At 40.8% G+C, this 15,199-nt stretch carries 12 protein-coding genes; 11 read left to right on the forward strand and 1 reads right to left on the reverse strand.

From position 1 onward, the window contains the following. Positions 1-22 precede the first annotated feature (22 nt). Positions 23-1,321, reverse strand: coding sequence for a nucleotide sugar dehydrogenase (locus NA23_RS00450; RefSeq protein WP_033191508.1), 1,299 nt, complete (start codon positions 1,319-1,321; stop codon positions 23-25). Positions 1,322-1,657: 336 nt separating this feature from the next. Between NA23_RS00450 and rplU the strand changes: the two genes are divergently transcribed. From rplU to NA23_RS00505, 11 genes are all read left to right on the forward strand, one after another. Further along, a complete protein-coding gene (gene rplU, locus NA23_RS00455; RefSeq protein ID WP_033191507.1) occupies positions 1,658-1,975 on the forward strand; it encodes a 50S ribosomal protein L21 in 318 nt (105 codons plus the stop codon). A 13-nt stretch (positions 1,976-1,988) separates the two neighbouring features. After that, positions 1,989-2,300 (forward strand): ribosomal-processing cysteine protease Prp, encoded by a 312-nt coding sequence (locus tag NA23_RS00460; protein WP_033191506.1) that lies wholly within the window; start codon positions 1,989-1,991, stop codon positions 2,298-2,300. After that, positions 2,290-2,556 (forward strand): 50S ribosomal protein L27, encoded by a 267-nt coding sequence (gene rpmA, locus NA23_RS00465; protein WP_033191505.1) that lies wholly within the window; start codon positions 2,290-2,292, stop codon positions 2,554-2,556. Before NA23_RS00460 ends, rpmA begins: the two co-directional genes overlap by 11 nt. Positions 2,557-2,596: 40 nt before the next feature. Beyond that, positions 2,597-3,124: an ECF transporter S component gene (locus tag NA23_RS00470; RefSeq protein ID WP_033191504.1), complete on the forward strand. Its 528-nt coding sequence runs from the start codon at positions 2,597-2,599 to the stop codon at positions 3,122-3,124. Positions 3,125-3,168: 44 nt separating this feature from the next. Beyond that, the gene (gene rplM, locus NA23_RS00475) at positions 3,169-3,612 is read left to right on the forward strand and encodes a 50S ribosomal protein L13 (RefSeq protein WP_033191503.1); all 444 of its coding nucleotides are present in this window, start codon (positions 3,169-3,171) and stop codon (positions 3,610-3,612) included. Between the two features lie 15 nt (positions 3,613-3,627). Continuing rightward, positions 3,628-4,026, forward strand: a complete 399-nt coding sequence (gene rpsI / locus NA23_RS00480; protein ID WP_014450727.1) for a 30S ribosomal protein S9 — start codon at positions 3,628-3,630, stop codon at positions 4,024-4,026. 157 nt (positions 4,027-4,183) lie between these two features. Further along, positions 4,184-5,902, forward strand: coding sequence for a DNA primase (gene dnaG / locus NA23_RS00485; RefSeq protein ID WP_033191502.1), 1,719 nt, complete (start codon positions 4,184-4,186; stop codon positions 5,900-5,902). 39 nt (positions 5,903-5,941) lie between these two features. Further along, entirely contained in the window at positions 5,942-7,057 is a 1,116-nt protein-coding gene (rpoD, locus tag NA23_RS00490) for an RNA polymerase sigma factor RpoD (protein WP_033191501.1), read from the forward strand. A 23-nt stretch (positions 7,058-7,080) separates the two neighbouring features. Next, positions 7,081-9,726: an ABC transporter permease gene (locus tag NA23_RS00495; protein ID WP_052107117.1), complete on the forward strand. Its 2,646-nt coding sequence runs from the start codon at positions 7,081-7,083 to the stop codon at positions 9,724-9,726. A gap of 87 nt (positions 9,727-9,813) precedes the next feature. Beyond that, complete coding sequence (locus NA23_RS00500) at positions 9,814-13,035, forward strand: polysaccharide biosynthesis/export family protein (protein WP_033191500.1); 3,222 nt, start codon at positions 9,814-9,816, stop codon at positions 13,033-13,035. 45 nt (positions 13,036-13,080) lie between these two features. Next, a complete protein-coding gene (locus NA23_RS00505) occupies positions 13,081-15,102 on the forward strand; it encodes a GumC family protein (RefSeq protein ID WP_033191499.1) in 2,022 nt (673 codons plus the stop codon). Positions 15,103-15,199 lie beyond the last annotated feature (97 nt).

The following is a 15,199-nucleotide window of genomic DNA, read 5'->3' on the forward strand; positions in this document are numbered from 1 at the left end:
TTTTTGAAAAATTCAAGAGAACTCAGAGCAAAATCACATTTTCGTACTTTCCTTTCGTTACGTTCTTTGTATCGAACACAAACGGTACGTGCTTTGCGACAAATTCGTAATCGATGCCTATTGTATGCCCGGAAGTTACTATCGCTCCGTCCATCATTCTTAAATTTTCCTCAGTTAACTCAATTCTCTTGTAGTACTTTCCGTTGTGTGTGAATTCCGGAACGAACGGGTCGTAGTAGAAGACATTTGCTTTCTTTTTCTCAAGAATTTCAATAACCTTCAATGCCGGGCTTTCCCTCAAATCGTCTATATTCCCCTTGTACGTCACACCAAGCAGCAGAATGTTTCTTCCGTTCAAACATTGCTTCCTTTCGTTGAGGATATCTGTAAGCCTGTCAACCACATAGTACGGCATACCGTCGGAAATCTCGCCTGCTACCTCAACGAGCATCATGTGCAGGTCGTACTCTTTCGCCTTGTACACCAGATAGAACGGGTCAATTGGTATACAGTGCCCACCTATCCCAGGTCCTGGGTAGAACGGCATGTAACCGAACGGCTTCGTCGCTGCTGCATCGATAACCTCCCAGATATTTATCCTCATCTTTTCGGCAACTTTTGTCATCTCCTGAACGAGCGCGATATTCACGAGCCTGAACGTGTTTTCCAAAATCTTCGTCATCTCCGCAGCCCTTGGCGAGGATACAGGAAAGACGCCTGCTTCAAGCACGTTCTCATACAGCGCAACAGCATGCTTTGTACATTCCGGTGTGACCCCACCGACCACTTTCGGCGTATTCCTTGTCTTGTACCTCGGATTACCTGGGTCAACCCTCTCTGGGCTGAACGCCAAATAGAAATCCTGCCCCACCTTTAGTCCTGTTTCCTGCAAAATAGGGAGCACCACCTCTTCTGTTGTGCCAGGATATGTTGTACTTTCGAGCACCACCAACTGCCCTTTCCTTAAGCGCCTTTTTATCTCATTCGCACTGTTGGTTATATAACTCAAATCCGGCTGCTTGAACTTATCAAGCGGTGTTGGGACACATATACTGATCACATCGCAATTTCTAAGTTCATCGAAATCCGTCGTTGCACGCAATCTTCTGGCCTGAACAAGTTCTCTCAACTCGTTGTTATCCACATCCCCTATGTAGTTCTCTCCTCTATTGATCATATCAACGCGCTTTTGCTGGATATCAAATCCGATAACCTTGTACCCAGCTCGTGCCTTTTCAACAGCCAAAGGCAGTCCCACGTACCCCATCCCGATCACGCCAACTACCGCTTCCTTGCTCAGTATCTTCTCGTACAAACTCATCTCCATCCCCTCCAACACACCATTCTCTGATTTTCCCAAAATTGCGTCTCCACAAAATTCATTCACTGAATGAATTTTACCATATCTCTTATCGTCCGTCAATCGGAAAACTTTAATCGCGTGGCTGAACGCTTGGACTACTTGGCAACATCCCTGTAAGCATATATTAACGAAAAATTTTCTTGAAAAAATAAACTCGATGGTAAAATAATACACGTACGCAAAACGCACATGCAAAACGGGCACTTAAAACGCGTCGCAAACGGTTGGGGATCCCCCGCACGTCTCCAACCTACGTTGTTTTAGTGCCTGTAAAACTGGTAGGAGGTGAACTTTGTGTACGCGATAGTGGAAAGCGGAGGAAAGCAGTACAAAGTGGAGGCAGGTCAGCTACTGCACACAGAAAAACTCAACGTGGCCCCAGGCGAAACGGTAGAACTCGACAAGGTCGTCATGGTCAGAACCGACGACGGTAAGGTCCTCGTTGGACAACCATACCTCACAAACGTGAAGGTCACAGGTACAGTTGTTGAACACGCAAGGGCAAGAAAAGTCCTCGTTGGTCAATTCATCCCGAGAAAGGGCCACAAGACGATCAAAGGTCACAGACAGTGGTACACCACTATCAAGATCGAAAAGATAGAAGTAAAGTAATATAAGTGCTGAAATGATAGTGTGCAAATTCACTGTAAGAAACGGATTCTACGATTCTTTCACAATCACAGGACACGCACTGTACGCAAAAAAGGGAAAAGACATAGTCTGTGCAGCGGTCAGTACGGTCTCTCAACACACAGCAAGGGCTCTGAACATAAACGCTGCAAAAGTAGAAATTGAAGAAGGTTACCTGAACGTTACGGATATTCCTAAAGACGAAATCTCACAAAGATTCGTTGAAGAACTGAAGACAACACTTGAAGATATCGCGAGTCAGTATCCAAGATACGTAAGAGTGGAGGTGAACGATGATGCGCATTAATATACAACTGTTCGCAAAAGCCAGCGGCGCAGGTAGAAACGGAAGGGATAGCAATCCAAAGTACTTGGGATTCAAGAAATACGACGGTGAAAAAGTTATCGCAGGCAACATCATACTCAGACAAAGAGGCACAAAATTCTGGCCAGGTCAGAACGTCGGTATGGGTAGAGACTTCACACTCTTTGCCCTCAAAGACGGAGTAGTGAAGATAATAGAAAGGAACAACAGAAGGTACGTCACAGTTGTTGAAGAATAATCTGATAGCAGCGTTTTTGCGCAACCAGGGGGGGAACCTGATGAAGAAGAATTCTGCAGTTAGAATAGCAACGATCGGAATAATGTCAGCACTTGCAACAGGCCTGATGTTTTTGGAATTTCCCATATTTCCATCTGTCAATTTCCTAAAATTCGATCCAAGCGACATACTCCCATTACTTGCAGGATTCATCTTCGGACCAATTGACGGGATATTGGTGCTGCTGATAAAAGACATACTCTTCTTCTTACTAAAATCCGGCGACATCGTGGGCATTGCGATGAATTTTGCAGCAGGTGCATCTTTCTTACTACCAGCTATCTACATATACCGAATCAGGAAGAACAGAGCGTTTGAAATAATCGGCTACGTCGTCGGTGTGGTCGTAGTTGCAGGCGTCATGACCGTACTCAACATGATTGTTGTACCGTTGTACTGGAAGATCCCGTTGCAAGAAACTTTGAAGTATCTTCCGATAATCGCTGCTTTTAATGCGATAAAGTTTTCAATCGATGCGGTTGTAACAAGCTTAATCAGAGAACGAATAGCGAGAATTTTTGAAAATTAAAATATTCGAAACGATTAGAAGGAAAGCGAAGGGAGGAAAGTGAAATGGCAAGGCCATTACCCATACAGAAAACCACATTTCCAAAAGTAGAAAGAAAATGGTATCTTGTCGATGCCGCAGACAAGCCACTTGGCAGGCTTGCAACCAGAATTGCCCTTTTGCTCCAGGGCAAGAACGAACCAACATGGTCCCCGCACTACGACAACGGTAATTTTGTTGTTGTAATAAATGCAGAAAAAGTAAAACTCACAGGTAAGAAACTCAAACAGAAAGTCTATTACCACCACTCAGGATACCCTGGAGGACTTAAGTCACAGACTGCAGAACAGATTCTCCAAAAGCATCCAGAGAGACTCATCGAACTTGCGGTCAAGAGAATGCTTCCAAAAACAACCCTTGGTAGACACCAATTCAAGAGATTGAAAGTTTACGTTGGTGAAACACACCCACATGAAGCGCAAAAACCTGAGAAGGTAGAACTTCTCTGATAGGGAGGGAAATAAATGGCTGAAATCTACATGGGCACAGGTAGGAGGAAGACTTCAACTGCCAGAGTTTACCTCAGACCAGGAACAGGAAAGATAGAGATAAACGATAAAGTCTACAACGATTTCAATGAATACTTTGAAAATAAAGTTTGGACAATGCACGCAATCGAACCACTCAAGGTAACAGGTCTTGAAGGTACATTCGACATCCAAATCAGGGTCGAAGGTGGCGGTAAGAACGGACAAGCCGGAGCTGTCAGACTCGGTTTGGCAAGGGCACTTGTTGCATTCAACCCAGACCTTAGAAAGACACTCAGAGACAAAGGATTCCTCACAAGAGACCCAAGAATGGTCGAAAGAAAGAAATACGGTCTCAAAAAAGCAAGAAGAGCTCCACAGTTCTCCAAGCGTTAATTTGGAAATCTCAAATCTTACTTACATTTCGCAATTAACGACCTACAAGATTACAAATCAGGTGGCGGATGGTACGTTCCATCTGCTACCTTTATTTTCATGATTTTTGTATTTCCACTTTTTCTTTCCCCGCTTCAAGAAAGGGGCGGTGAGTGGTATGATACCAAGAGACATAATTGAAAGAATTAGGGAGAAGAACGACATTGTTGAAGTTATTTCGGAATATGTAAACCTTCAAAAAGTGGGTTCAAATTACCGAGGGCTTTGTCCATTTCATCTTGAGACCACCCCTTCGTTTTACGTAAGCCCACAAAAAAAGATATTCCACTGTTTCGGTTGCGGTGCCTCAGGTGATGTTATCAAGTTCGTCCAAGAGATTGAAAACATTTCGTATGTTGAAGCGGTTCGAAAGCTTGGTGAACGTGTAGGTATAACTGTTTCGTATACGGAAGAAGACGAGGTCAGAACCAAATACTACACATTCTACAAAGAACTCCACCAGCTTTACAAATCCAAATTGAATCAGAATCAAATTGCAATTGAATATCTAAAAAAACGTGGTTACGATGCACGGGAGATTTCCTTGTATGAATTCGGCTTTTCTCCTGTCGATTCAAAATTTCCACAGCAGGTTGCACAAAGATTAGGACTGAGCAAAGATGAGCTTGAAAAATTCGGTTTTTCAAACTCAGACCCATTTGCCGGCAGACTCATCATACCTATCGCCGATGATTTTGGTCGGGTCATCGCATTCGGTGGTAGACTCATAGGGGAAGGCGTTCCAAAATACCTAAATTCACAAGACACGTTAGTTTTCAAAAAATCTTCCACACTCTTTTTGTTCAGCTTTGCGAAAGAATACATAAAGCAAGTAGATTACGTGATTATCTGTGAAGGATACTTTGATGCTTTGGCATTTCACAGGGCTGGTATAAAGAACGCGGTGGCAACACTCGGGACAGCGTTGACAAAATCACACGTATACAAGCTCAAAAAACTTACAACAAACATCGTCCTTGCTTTTGATTCAGACAGTGCCGGAATTAAAGCGGCATTGAGAAGCTTAGAAATGCTCATATCTGAAGGATTCAACGTTGCTGTTGCGAAATTTCAACAAGCAAAAGATGCCGATGAAACATACTCGAAGTTTGGAATGGAAGGTCTTGTCAAAGTTCTTGACAGCAGCATCGGAGCGGAGCAATTTGTTGTTGAAAGCGTGGCGAAACAGTACGATTTATCCAACCCGAGCGGGTTCAACACATTCATCAGAGCCCTTAGAAACTGGGAACGTTTGTTTTCTTCCAATCCCAAAAGCTTGGAAAAATTCTACGAGCATGCGAGTACAACGGCGGGTGTGATGAAGGAAGAATTGAAAAACTTACTCGCATCTCAACAATTGCAAAATCAAGGTGATAAGTACAGTCAGTACAATCAACCATCTAGAAGCTATCAGCAACAAAACGTCCAACTTCCCAAAACACCTGTCAAAAAAGTTCCAACAACCGAAGATTACCTTGTTTACATGTATTTCAACTACCCAGAATTATTCAAACAAATTGATTTTACACCAGATTTACTCGAGGGAAAAGCAAGAGAGTTCTTTTTAATTGCAAAAGATTTGAACGTTTCGTTAGATTCGTTGTCTAAACATATGGGAGAATATGTTAAAGAGGTATTTGACAAAATCGATTTCGAAGTTGACGATAAGATAGTAGAATACATAAAGAAAGACCTCGAACTCAGACGCATCGACAAACGCATTGCAGAAATCGATGCCCTCGTTTTAAAAGTTACATCCGATGAGGAAAAGCGCATACTCTTAAAAGCTAGGACAGAATTAGTCCGGCAGAAGATGAAGATAAAAAATCAGAAATAAAAATAAAATTCCTCAAAACAGTGAGGAGGTGTTTTTTGTATGTCAAAGACAGCGGTAAAAGACAACACAGAATTACAGAAAAAGCTCGAGAAACTCATCGAACTCGGCAAAAGAAAAGGCTACATCACATACGACGATATCGACCGCACATTCCCACCAGGGGAAAGCGAAGAAGTTGATGGAAATTTGGATCTTGTTTACGAAACACTTGAAAAAAACAAAATAGAAATTAGAGATACAACCGATTTTACCAACATGGAAGAAGAATTGAAAAGTTACTTAAGCGAAGGTCCTGAGGTATTCGACAGCACGGAGCCCAAAGATTTAATCAAAATGTACCTGCGCGACATTGGAAAAATCAGATTGCTTACGCCATCGGAAGAACGCAGACTTGCTCAAAGAGCCCAAATGGGTGACAAAAAAGCAAAAGAAGAACTCATCATCTCCAACCTTAGGCTCGTTGTCAGCATGGCTAAAAGATATCTGGGTAAGGGGCTTTCTTTCCTCGACCTTATCCAAGAAGGTAGCTTGGGATTAATAAAAGCTGTTGAAAAATTCGACTGGTCGAAAGGTTACAAATTCTCCACATACGCAACCTGGTGGATCAGACAGGCGATAACAAGGGCGATAGCTGACCAAGCAAGGACAATCAGGGTGCCTGTCCACATGGTTGAAACAATAAACAAGATACAAAAAATCAAAAGAGAATACATGCAAGAGCACGGAGAAGAACCACCATTGGAATACATCGCCGAACAAGTTGGGAAACCGGTTGAAAAAATAGAAGAAATCTTGCAGGCAACACCCGAGACACTCTCTTTGGAAACTCCAGTAGGTGAAGAAGAAGACTCTTCAATGGCCGATTTTGTCGCCGACGAATCCGTTGGGTCGCCTAAAAAAGAGGCGATAAGAACACTCATGAAAGAAGAAATCGATAAATTATTGGAAACACTCAACGACAGAGAGAAGATGGTCTTAAAGATGAGATACGGTATACTCGATGGAAAACCCAAGACGCTCGAAGAAGTCGGTCAATACTTCGGTGTCACCCGTGAGAGGATAAGACAAATAGAAGTCAAGGCACTCAGAAAACTCAGACATCCATCACGTAGCAGATACTTAAGATTACTCCAGAAACTTGCCGAAGAAGATTAAAAAAGAGATTAAGGATTGAGACTATGCTACGACAAATCTACGACACAATAGTAAAAATCTCCTTCAGAAACTTCATCAAACACTGGAAAGTCGGTTTACTTGCAATCCTTGGTACGATGGTGGCCACCATGCTCCTTGTTGGTGGCCTTTCTCTTAATGATTCTGTTTCTGCTTATCTGCATCAAAAGCTCACGAAAAACTTTGGAGATGTGGATTTAATAATCAAAGATAAAGCGGACACGATATTCCTTCCAAAAGCTGTTAACGCAGAATCTGTCGAGTTGTTGCTTAAGCAATACCCCCAAGTAACAAAATACGTTCCTGTCAAAATCGCCCAAGTAACTGCCAAAATAAAAGGAAAATACGTTGACCTATTTGCAATAGCGATTAACGAGAATTTCGAAAAATTCCTTGGACAGAATGTTCAACCATTCACCATCAGTGAAGATACTGCAAAGGCGTTTGGAATTAATATTGGAGATGAGATAGAGATAATCACGGCGAAAACATCTTTCAACATCAAAATTGGAGCCTTTGGTAGAGGTACACTCAATTTCAGAGGAGAAACAGCATCAGCAAATGGGACAATCTTTTTACCCGAAAGTTATTTTGAAGAATACAGTGTTTACCCATTGAAAGACCCGAACGTCTATTTTGTCTCTACGAATTTGCCTGTCGAACAACACGAAACATTTGCTAAAGAATTGGAAGAAAAAGAAGGTTCAATCCGCGTCATCGCTGGCAAATACAGGCTATCAAATTCCCCGTTGAATAAGATTATCGGCTACCTGTTCATTGGATTTTCCGGGTTCACAGTTATCTCAAGCTTTCTTTTCGTCTCCTCGTTTTTTGGCATCATTGTTGAAGAGCGCAAACGCTCACTCGGTGTGCTAAGGGCGTTAGGTTACACAAGCCTTCGAATGTTCTCGGTGCTTTTTGTTGAGGGATTGCTTTACCTGATATCTTCGGAAATCGTCGGTGCAGTCGCTGGAATATTCTTTGGTAGATACCTACTTGACAAAATCAACTCATTTGGAAGAGAAGACCAGCTCTTCGCATTTGTCCAGGATAGAATACCTTTCAACATATCATTCTCAACCATTGTCCTTGGTATTCTCATCGCTATGATTGTCCCGGTTATAATCCTCATCTACCGTAGCATGGAATTTTCCCAAATCACCCCATCCGAACTGTATGGTGATAGACCCATTGAAAAAAAGAAAAAGAAAGGGAAAGTAAAGAGAGTTTTCGTAGCAATTGTAGGAATTCTCCTTTTCCTCTTCCTTTTGCGCACATCGTATATCTATGCGCTTTTGGGATTACTTTCCATCGTTCCTCTTTTTTACCGCAATTCCTTAGTTACTTTCGTATACGGACTTTCCATCCTTGCTTCCATCTACCCCGTTGTAGGTTCTGGTGGAGCGAAGGATCTACTTATCCGCGCAGGTTTCGTACTTATTGGGAGTATATACTCTATCTTTGCTTTCATCCCATACGCCAAAACCTTCTTCGAAAGATTTAAAAATGTATCTGTGGTTTTGGCATTATCTTATATTGACAAACATAAAATGCGCAACTTTGCGATGTTTGTGATATACGCTGTCACCCTTATTTTAATCCTTGTAAGTGCAATTGTTCCAACGAGCATTTCTGAATACATAAACGAAAGGAAAGAAGAAGGCGCGTTTGGATACAACTTCATCATTGTTGAAAACCCAATTAAAACATTTTTTGGTTCTTACAAATACCTCAACGATGAAGAATTCGTCTCCAAATTCGAAGCACTCGTCCCAATTCAACTTGTCCAAGCATCGTTCCCAGAAGACAAGAAAAAATACACGATCATCGTCTCAGACGAACGGATATTCGAATACTTGAAACTCCCAAATGAAAAGCTCATGAAGGAAATCAAAAGGCAAGATTGGTCGAAAGTACCAGACAAAACATTGTATCTATCAAACAAAATTCTCAAAACCCCTGGTATAGAAGTCACAATGGTTTTAAAAGGTGTGCTTCCAGGTATTTCACCAAAAATCGTTGAAACACTTTATGTTAAAGATATCTACGACCCACAGGAAACTTTGCTGCCCTTGGACGGTGTTCTCATTTGGAGAAACAAAAAATTCTTCGGTGCCATAAGTGGCTATGCAGGTGTTATTAAAGATCCACAAAAGGCACTTGAAGCCCAAGAATTTGTCGCAAGAAAACTCGATGGTGCATTTTATATAACCGGTGAAATCGAAAAACTGTACGCTTCAACAAACAACCTTGTTGACTTATCCTTGCAACTTTTCCAACTCGGGTTTATCGCCGGTTTTGCCGGTCTGGCGATAATTACCTTTAGAAACGTTTATGCGCGTAAAAAAGAGATCGGTATGCTCAGAGCCATAGGGGCAGACAGCAAAGTGGTTTATCGAATGTTCATCTACGAAGCACTGGCTATAGTATTCATCGCAACTATTGTTGCAATTCTCGCAAGCATGTTCGTTATCAAAGACCTCGTTGCGTTTGTACAGCCCTTACTCACTTCGTTCAAGATAGTGATACCTTTATGGAAGGTATTTGTAACACTGGCTGGTGTTTTTGGAATTACAATAATATTTGTGTCACTTCCCGCAAGCATATCGCAGAAGATTCCACCTTCAGAGGCGTTAAGGGTGTTTGATTGAAAAATTCTTTGGAAGTTTGTTTGGACATGGTATAATCTAATGGTATAGTAGTTTAAAATTAAACATAAAAAGGGGTGTACACAAGGCATGAAAAAAGTCTTCATTGGTACAATCTTACTGCTCACACTAACTACTATTTTTGCCTACACCGTTCGAGTAGGAGATACTATTGCCATCGAAGTTTTCGATCAACCGCAATTCAGCAGGACGGTTAAAGTTGCTTTTGATGGCACGATTCCTTATCCATACGCCGGAAACGTGAAAGTTGTGGGACTTACTACAGACCAAATCAAATCGATAATCGAACAAACAGTGAGGAGGTTTATAAAAGCCCCAGTTGTTACCGTTTACGTTGTCGATTACGCACCTATGTACGTATATCTCCAAGGCGCTATCAACCGTACATTTGATATCTCCAACTACAAAGAAGTTACTTTAACCCAGCTATTCTCACTTTTGGGTTTGTCCATGTCATCTGATATAGACTTTGAAAACATTCAGCTGAGACGTTCAGGCAAAACTCAAACACTGAATATGCTTTCGTATTTTTACGATGGGACTATCACAAACGACCCAAAACTCCAAGAAGGTGATGTAATTTACTTCCCGCCGTTGAAATATAGCCAGACTATCCAAGTCAGCGGTGCTTACACTTACCTCGGCAGATATGAACCTGGTATGACATTAAAAATGTTACTTTTACGCCTAGGAACGCTTGATAAAGAAAAAGCGGTCCTCGAAAGTTCATACCTTACGATTTCAGGAAAGACAATAGTTGTAAACCTCGAGGATGTTATTAGTGGAAAAATCGATTACCCAATTTTGTCTGGTTCATCACTATACATCCCAAAGCGTGAAGAACGATTCATTTACGTTGTTGGCTTTGTGCCTTCTCCTGGTCCAAAAACTTTCCTTTCAACAGAACCTCTAACTCTTGCATACGCACTTGCCAAATCTGGTGGCATCTCTCCAGATAACGAAAAATGGATAGAAAAAATCACAATAACAACCCCTGATGGGAAAACACGAGAATACAAACCAGATATCATTAAATCATCAGAAAATCTCCTGTTGCAAACGGGTTCTATCGTGAACGTTGTAAAGTACCCAGAATTTAAAGTATACCTAACAGGAGATTTCTCTACAGGTGTGATTGTCTTTGAACCAACTGAACCAAAGACACTTAAAACATTACTTACGAAAGTAGGTGGCTTAAAGACAGACCAGCTCAAATGGATAGAATGGATAAAGATAAATAACAAACTTGTGGACCTGGCAAAGCTCGATGATTACACACTTTCAAACAACGACAGTGTCGAAATCAAGAAATACCCAGAATTCAGAGTGTATGTCACAGGTGATTACAAACCGGGCATAGTATCATTCGAACCAGATGAACCAAAGACACTCGAAGGGCTGTTGACAAAACTTGGTGGAATACCAGTAAATGAACAAAAATGGATAGAGAGTGTAACGATAAATGGACAACCAGCTGACATATCGAAAGCTGCAAGCTATATGTTGAACAATGGTGATAAGGTAGAGATAAGAAGGTATGCAGAATTCTACGTCTATGTCCAAGGATATGCAAATGCAAAAGGAAAAATCGTATTTGAACCACAGGAACCAAAGACACTAAAAACCCTTATTAACAAAATCGGACTTTCATCTCCAGATGTGGAAAATGAAGGTCAAGCAATAATTAATAACGCCACGACTGTTGCACTCAAAGATGTTGTTTATTCTAATAAAGATATTCCACTTTCACTCGGTGATACCGTTCTTATTTCATACGAACCGTTCCTAGTTTACGTAACAGGTTCTGGCATGCCCGGTGTTGTTCAATTGTCTTACTATGAGCCAAAAACTCTTAGCTACATCTTCAAAAAGCTTGTTAACACGCCAGAAAACATCGAACAGGTTACACTTGTACGCAATGGCAAAGAAACTGTCTATTCATCAAACGACTTACTCTACGGCCTCAAAGACTCAGTAATTGAAAGAAACGACACTGTCGTCTTCAAACAAGCAGACGTCAACGCCGTCTACCTTATTGGCGATATATCTTCGTATGTTACGTTCGCACTTAACGAACCAATAACAATCCAAAGGATCCTTGCTAAGGTTGGCTTGAGTGATTTTAGAAGAATCGAAAGCATAACCCTTGATGGAACAAATGTGAATTTCACATCCGATATATCAATACCAAAAGGTGCAATTCTTAACGTCCAACTCAAGAAGCCAGTCTTTGTAACGGCAATGGGATATATCAGAAACACCGGCAGAGTGCAATTTGATTACTACGAAACACCTGATTTAAAAACACTCTTTGCCAAACTCGGTGGATTCATAGTTGGACCGGAAAATTACTATGCGTCTGACAAAGTACTCGTAATACGTGAAGGAAAATTAATAGGACAGTTCGATGCGGAAAATATCTTCAAAGGCATAGAAAACGCGGAACTTAAAGATGGCGACTTCGTCTATGTAACCCAAAAAGACCCGAACCAAGTCTATGTCTTTGGTAAAGGCGTTCCAAACGGATTATTCAAATTCACACAAGGTGAAGAATTCGACCTTAGAACGCTTATCGGCAAGCTGGGCGGAATTAAAGAAGGTGTTAGCAGAAAACTGACAATCGTCAGTGGCGAAGAGGTCGAAAGCATCAAATGGGATGAATATACAAACTTCAAACTTACAAGCAATAGTATCATTCTCTTCGATGTAGACAAAGAAAACTATGTCTACATCATTCGCCAAGATGGAAGACCAGATATGATATACACAGACAAACCAACAACCCTTTACGAAATACTCACAAAAGTAGGAATCGACAAAAATTACAGAAAAATTGAGCTCACACGCGGAACAGAGAAACAAACACTTGAACTCAAAGACCTTGCTCAAGCAAGAGGATACAATGTCTATCCGGGTGATGTAGTCAAGGTACTCGATGTTCCACAAAACTTTGCTTATGTGCTCGGCGAAGTCAACAAACCGGGCATAATCCAGCTCACAGAAGGCACAACCGTACTCCAGGCGGTAATCCAAGCAGGATACTTCACCGCAAAAGCGGCACCTTCGACCGTTTGGGTCTACAAAGGCGGAGTTGAAGGTAAACCGATACAAGTAGACCTCTCCGCCACAGTTTCTGGAGGAGTAATCAAGTTTAACCCTGTTGTTGAGAATGGGGATATCATATTTGTACCGTCTGATCCTTGGAGAAGTGCTCTCGATTGGTTGCCTGTTATTAAGAGCTTATTGGAATTTTACACGTACACAACTAATTTGTTCGGCGGCAGCAAGTGATGAAAAACCAAATGATTTATAAATGGACAAAGGAGGAAACCTAATATGGAAGCAAGAGAGCTGCAACAAGATGTCATTAACGATGAAATAACACTGAGCGATATAATCCAAATACTCAAAAGACGAAAATGGCTTTTAATTGCAACATTTGTTATCACGGTTGCACTAACTCTTGTCTACTTATTTTTCATTGCAGCACCTACATACGAAATAACTGCAACGATAAAGCTTCCAAAATCTTCGAAAATGAGCCTTTCTGGTGCGGCGGAACTCGTACTGGGAGGTTCAACAACCTCTCCAGCTGTTGATGAGCAGATAGAGATAATCAAGAGTAGAAAAGTTCTTGGGAATGTTGTAAAAGAGCTAAACTTACTGGATTACTTCAAAAAAAAGGCAAAGAATCCTGAAAAAGTTGAATTAACAGAAAACCAGGTTATTAAGATGCTCGCTAAAGACATAGTAACTGCAACATCTAAGAAGAATACATCACTTATCAGTCTTACAGTCGCCCTTGACGACAAAGAACTTGGTTACAAAATCGCACAATCGGTTATAAAGAACTACATCGAAGTTGCAAAAGAACTCAACAAGGATGAAAATTCGTACCTGTATGATTTTGTAAGGCAGCAACTACCTATAGTTGAAAAAGAACTTGCCGAAGTAGAAGCCAAGCTTCAGGAATTCCAAAAGACAAAATCGCTCATGCCAACGAAAGAAATAGAACAGTTGATCCAAAGCTATAGTGACATAACAAAACAAATTGTTGACACACAGCTTGCAATTCAATCGGCAGAGGCTCAAATAGCGGAGCTAAACAAAAGGATTTCGGAAGTAAAAGGACTGGCAAAAGCACAGTCATACACACCAACCAGTGGCCAACTTGAAGAATTAAAAAAGGAACTATCTCAACTTGAAATTCAACGCAGTTCTTTACTTTTGAAATACACAGAAGAAGCAGAACCTGTGAAAGATGTTGAAAAACAAATAGAAGTTATTAAGAAGATGATAAATGACGAGCTAAACAGAATAACATCAGCAAAAGTTGAAGCTCAAGACCCTGTGCTCAGTGAACTTTACGCTTCGCTTTCAAAAGCAATCACAGAAAAAGAAAGCCTAAAAGCTGCGCTCCAAGGACTTCAAAAGACAAAAAATGACCTTGACAACCAACTTTCAAAGTACCCAGAAATCCAACGTGAATATGTTGCCTTGCAAAGAGATTTCACTGTCAAACAACAGACATATACAGCTCTTAAAGCCAAGGAGGAAGAACTCCGCCTTTCAACTGCTGGAATGAACTTCGACGTACCTGTTGTTATCGATGAACCATACATTCCAGAAAAACCCGCCAAGCCAAATAAAAAACTAATGCTTGCTGTTAGCGGGGTTCTTGGTATTTTTCTTGGTATTCTTGTTGCCTTTTTACGAGAAGCAACAGACCAAAGAATTCTCGATAAATACCAACTTACCGCCATCACTGGAGTTATACCAACCGAATTCAAACTACCAATTGATAGTGCAAAGAACACTGAAGCAATGAAAGAGTTGTACGTAAAACTCTTTGGCAATAACTTTTCACATGAAGAATCAAATAAAACTGCCAAAATGATCCATATCACATCGGTAGGAAGAATAACTGAGAAAAACAGCATCAGCTACGAGCTTTCAAAATTTTTCTCCGCACTCGGTAAGAGAACCTTAATTATAGATACCACCGGTGATTTTAGTGATCTCATCGATAAATCAAAAGCACTATCTTTTGCTCAATTCATTTCACAAAGCGACTTAGCTCAGTACAAGGACACGCTGTCTTTTGTTATCAAGAGCAAAGATGACGAACCTTATGCATTTTTCAATGAAACCTTCTTAGAGAAGGTCAATTTACTTAAGGATACAATGGATGCAATAATGATAATTACACCAGACTCTGATTCTGCTGAAGCAAAGTATTTCGAAGATATCGCAAACAGTTCTGTTGTTGTTATAAAACCAAGCATTTCAGAAAAACCAAAGTTGCTCTTTGGTAGTTTATTCAAAAACGTCCACTTCGTTTGGATTGACAAGAAATAGAAAAATTTTTGAAATTCGGGAGAAAAATTAATGATTAAAAATGGTAGTAAAATATAACTGATGAACGGAATATCATCAAAGAAAGTCTAAATTAATG

Source organism: Fervidobacterium islandicum (assembly GCF_000767275.3).
Classification (GTDB): Bacteria; Thermotogota; Thermotogae; order Thermotogales; family Fervidobacteriaceae; genus Fervidobacterium; species Fervidobacterium islandicum.

What these genes read in the sequence shown, in the direction of transcription:
- NA23_RS00450 (WP_033191508.1), bottom strand. Translation starts at nt 1,321, where the DNA reads ATGAGTTTGTACGAGAAGATACTGAGCAAGGAAGCGGTAGTTGGCGTG.
- NA23_RS00460 (WP_033191506.1), top strand. Translation starts at nt 1,989, where the DNA reads ATGATAGTGTGCAAATTCACTGTAAGAAACGGATTCTACGATTCTTTC.
- rpmA (WP_033191505.1), top strand. Translation starts at nt 2,290, where the DNA reads ATGCGCATTAATATACAACTGTTCGCAAAAGCCAGCGGCGCAGGTAGA.
- NA23_RS00470 (WP_033191504.1), top strand. Translation starts at nt 2,597, where the DNA reads ATGAAGAAGAATTCTGCAGTTAGAATAGCAACGATCGGAATAATGTCA.
- rplM (WP_033191503.1), top strand. Translation starts at nt 3,169, where the DNA reads ATGGCAAGGCCATTACCCATACAGAAAACCACATTTCCAAAAGTAGAA.
- rpsI (WP_014450727.1), top strand. Translation starts at nt 3,628, where the DNA reads ATGGCTGAAATCTACATGGGCACAGGTAGGAGGAAGACTTCAACTGCC.
- dnaG (WP_033191502.1), top strand. Translation starts at nt 4,184, where the DNA reads ATGATACCAAGAGACATAATTGAAAGAATTAGGGAGAAGAACGACATT.
- rpoD (WP_033191501.1), top strand. Translation starts at nt 5,942, where the DNA reads ATGTCAAAGACAGCGGTAAAAGACAACACAGAATTACAGAAAAAGCTC.
- NA23_RS00495 (WP_052107117.1), top strand. Translation starts at nt 7,081, where the DNA reads ATGCTACGACAAATCTACGACACAATAGTAAAAATCTCCTTCAGAAAC.
- NA23_RS00500 (WP_033191500.1), top strand. Translation starts at nt 9,814, where the DNA reads ATGAAAAAAGTCTTCATTGGTACAATCTTACTGCTCACACTAACTACT.
- NA23_RS00505 (WP_033191499.1), top strand. Translation starts at nt 13,081, where the DNA reads ATGGAAGCAAGAGAGCTGCAACAAGATGTCATTAACGATGAAATAACA.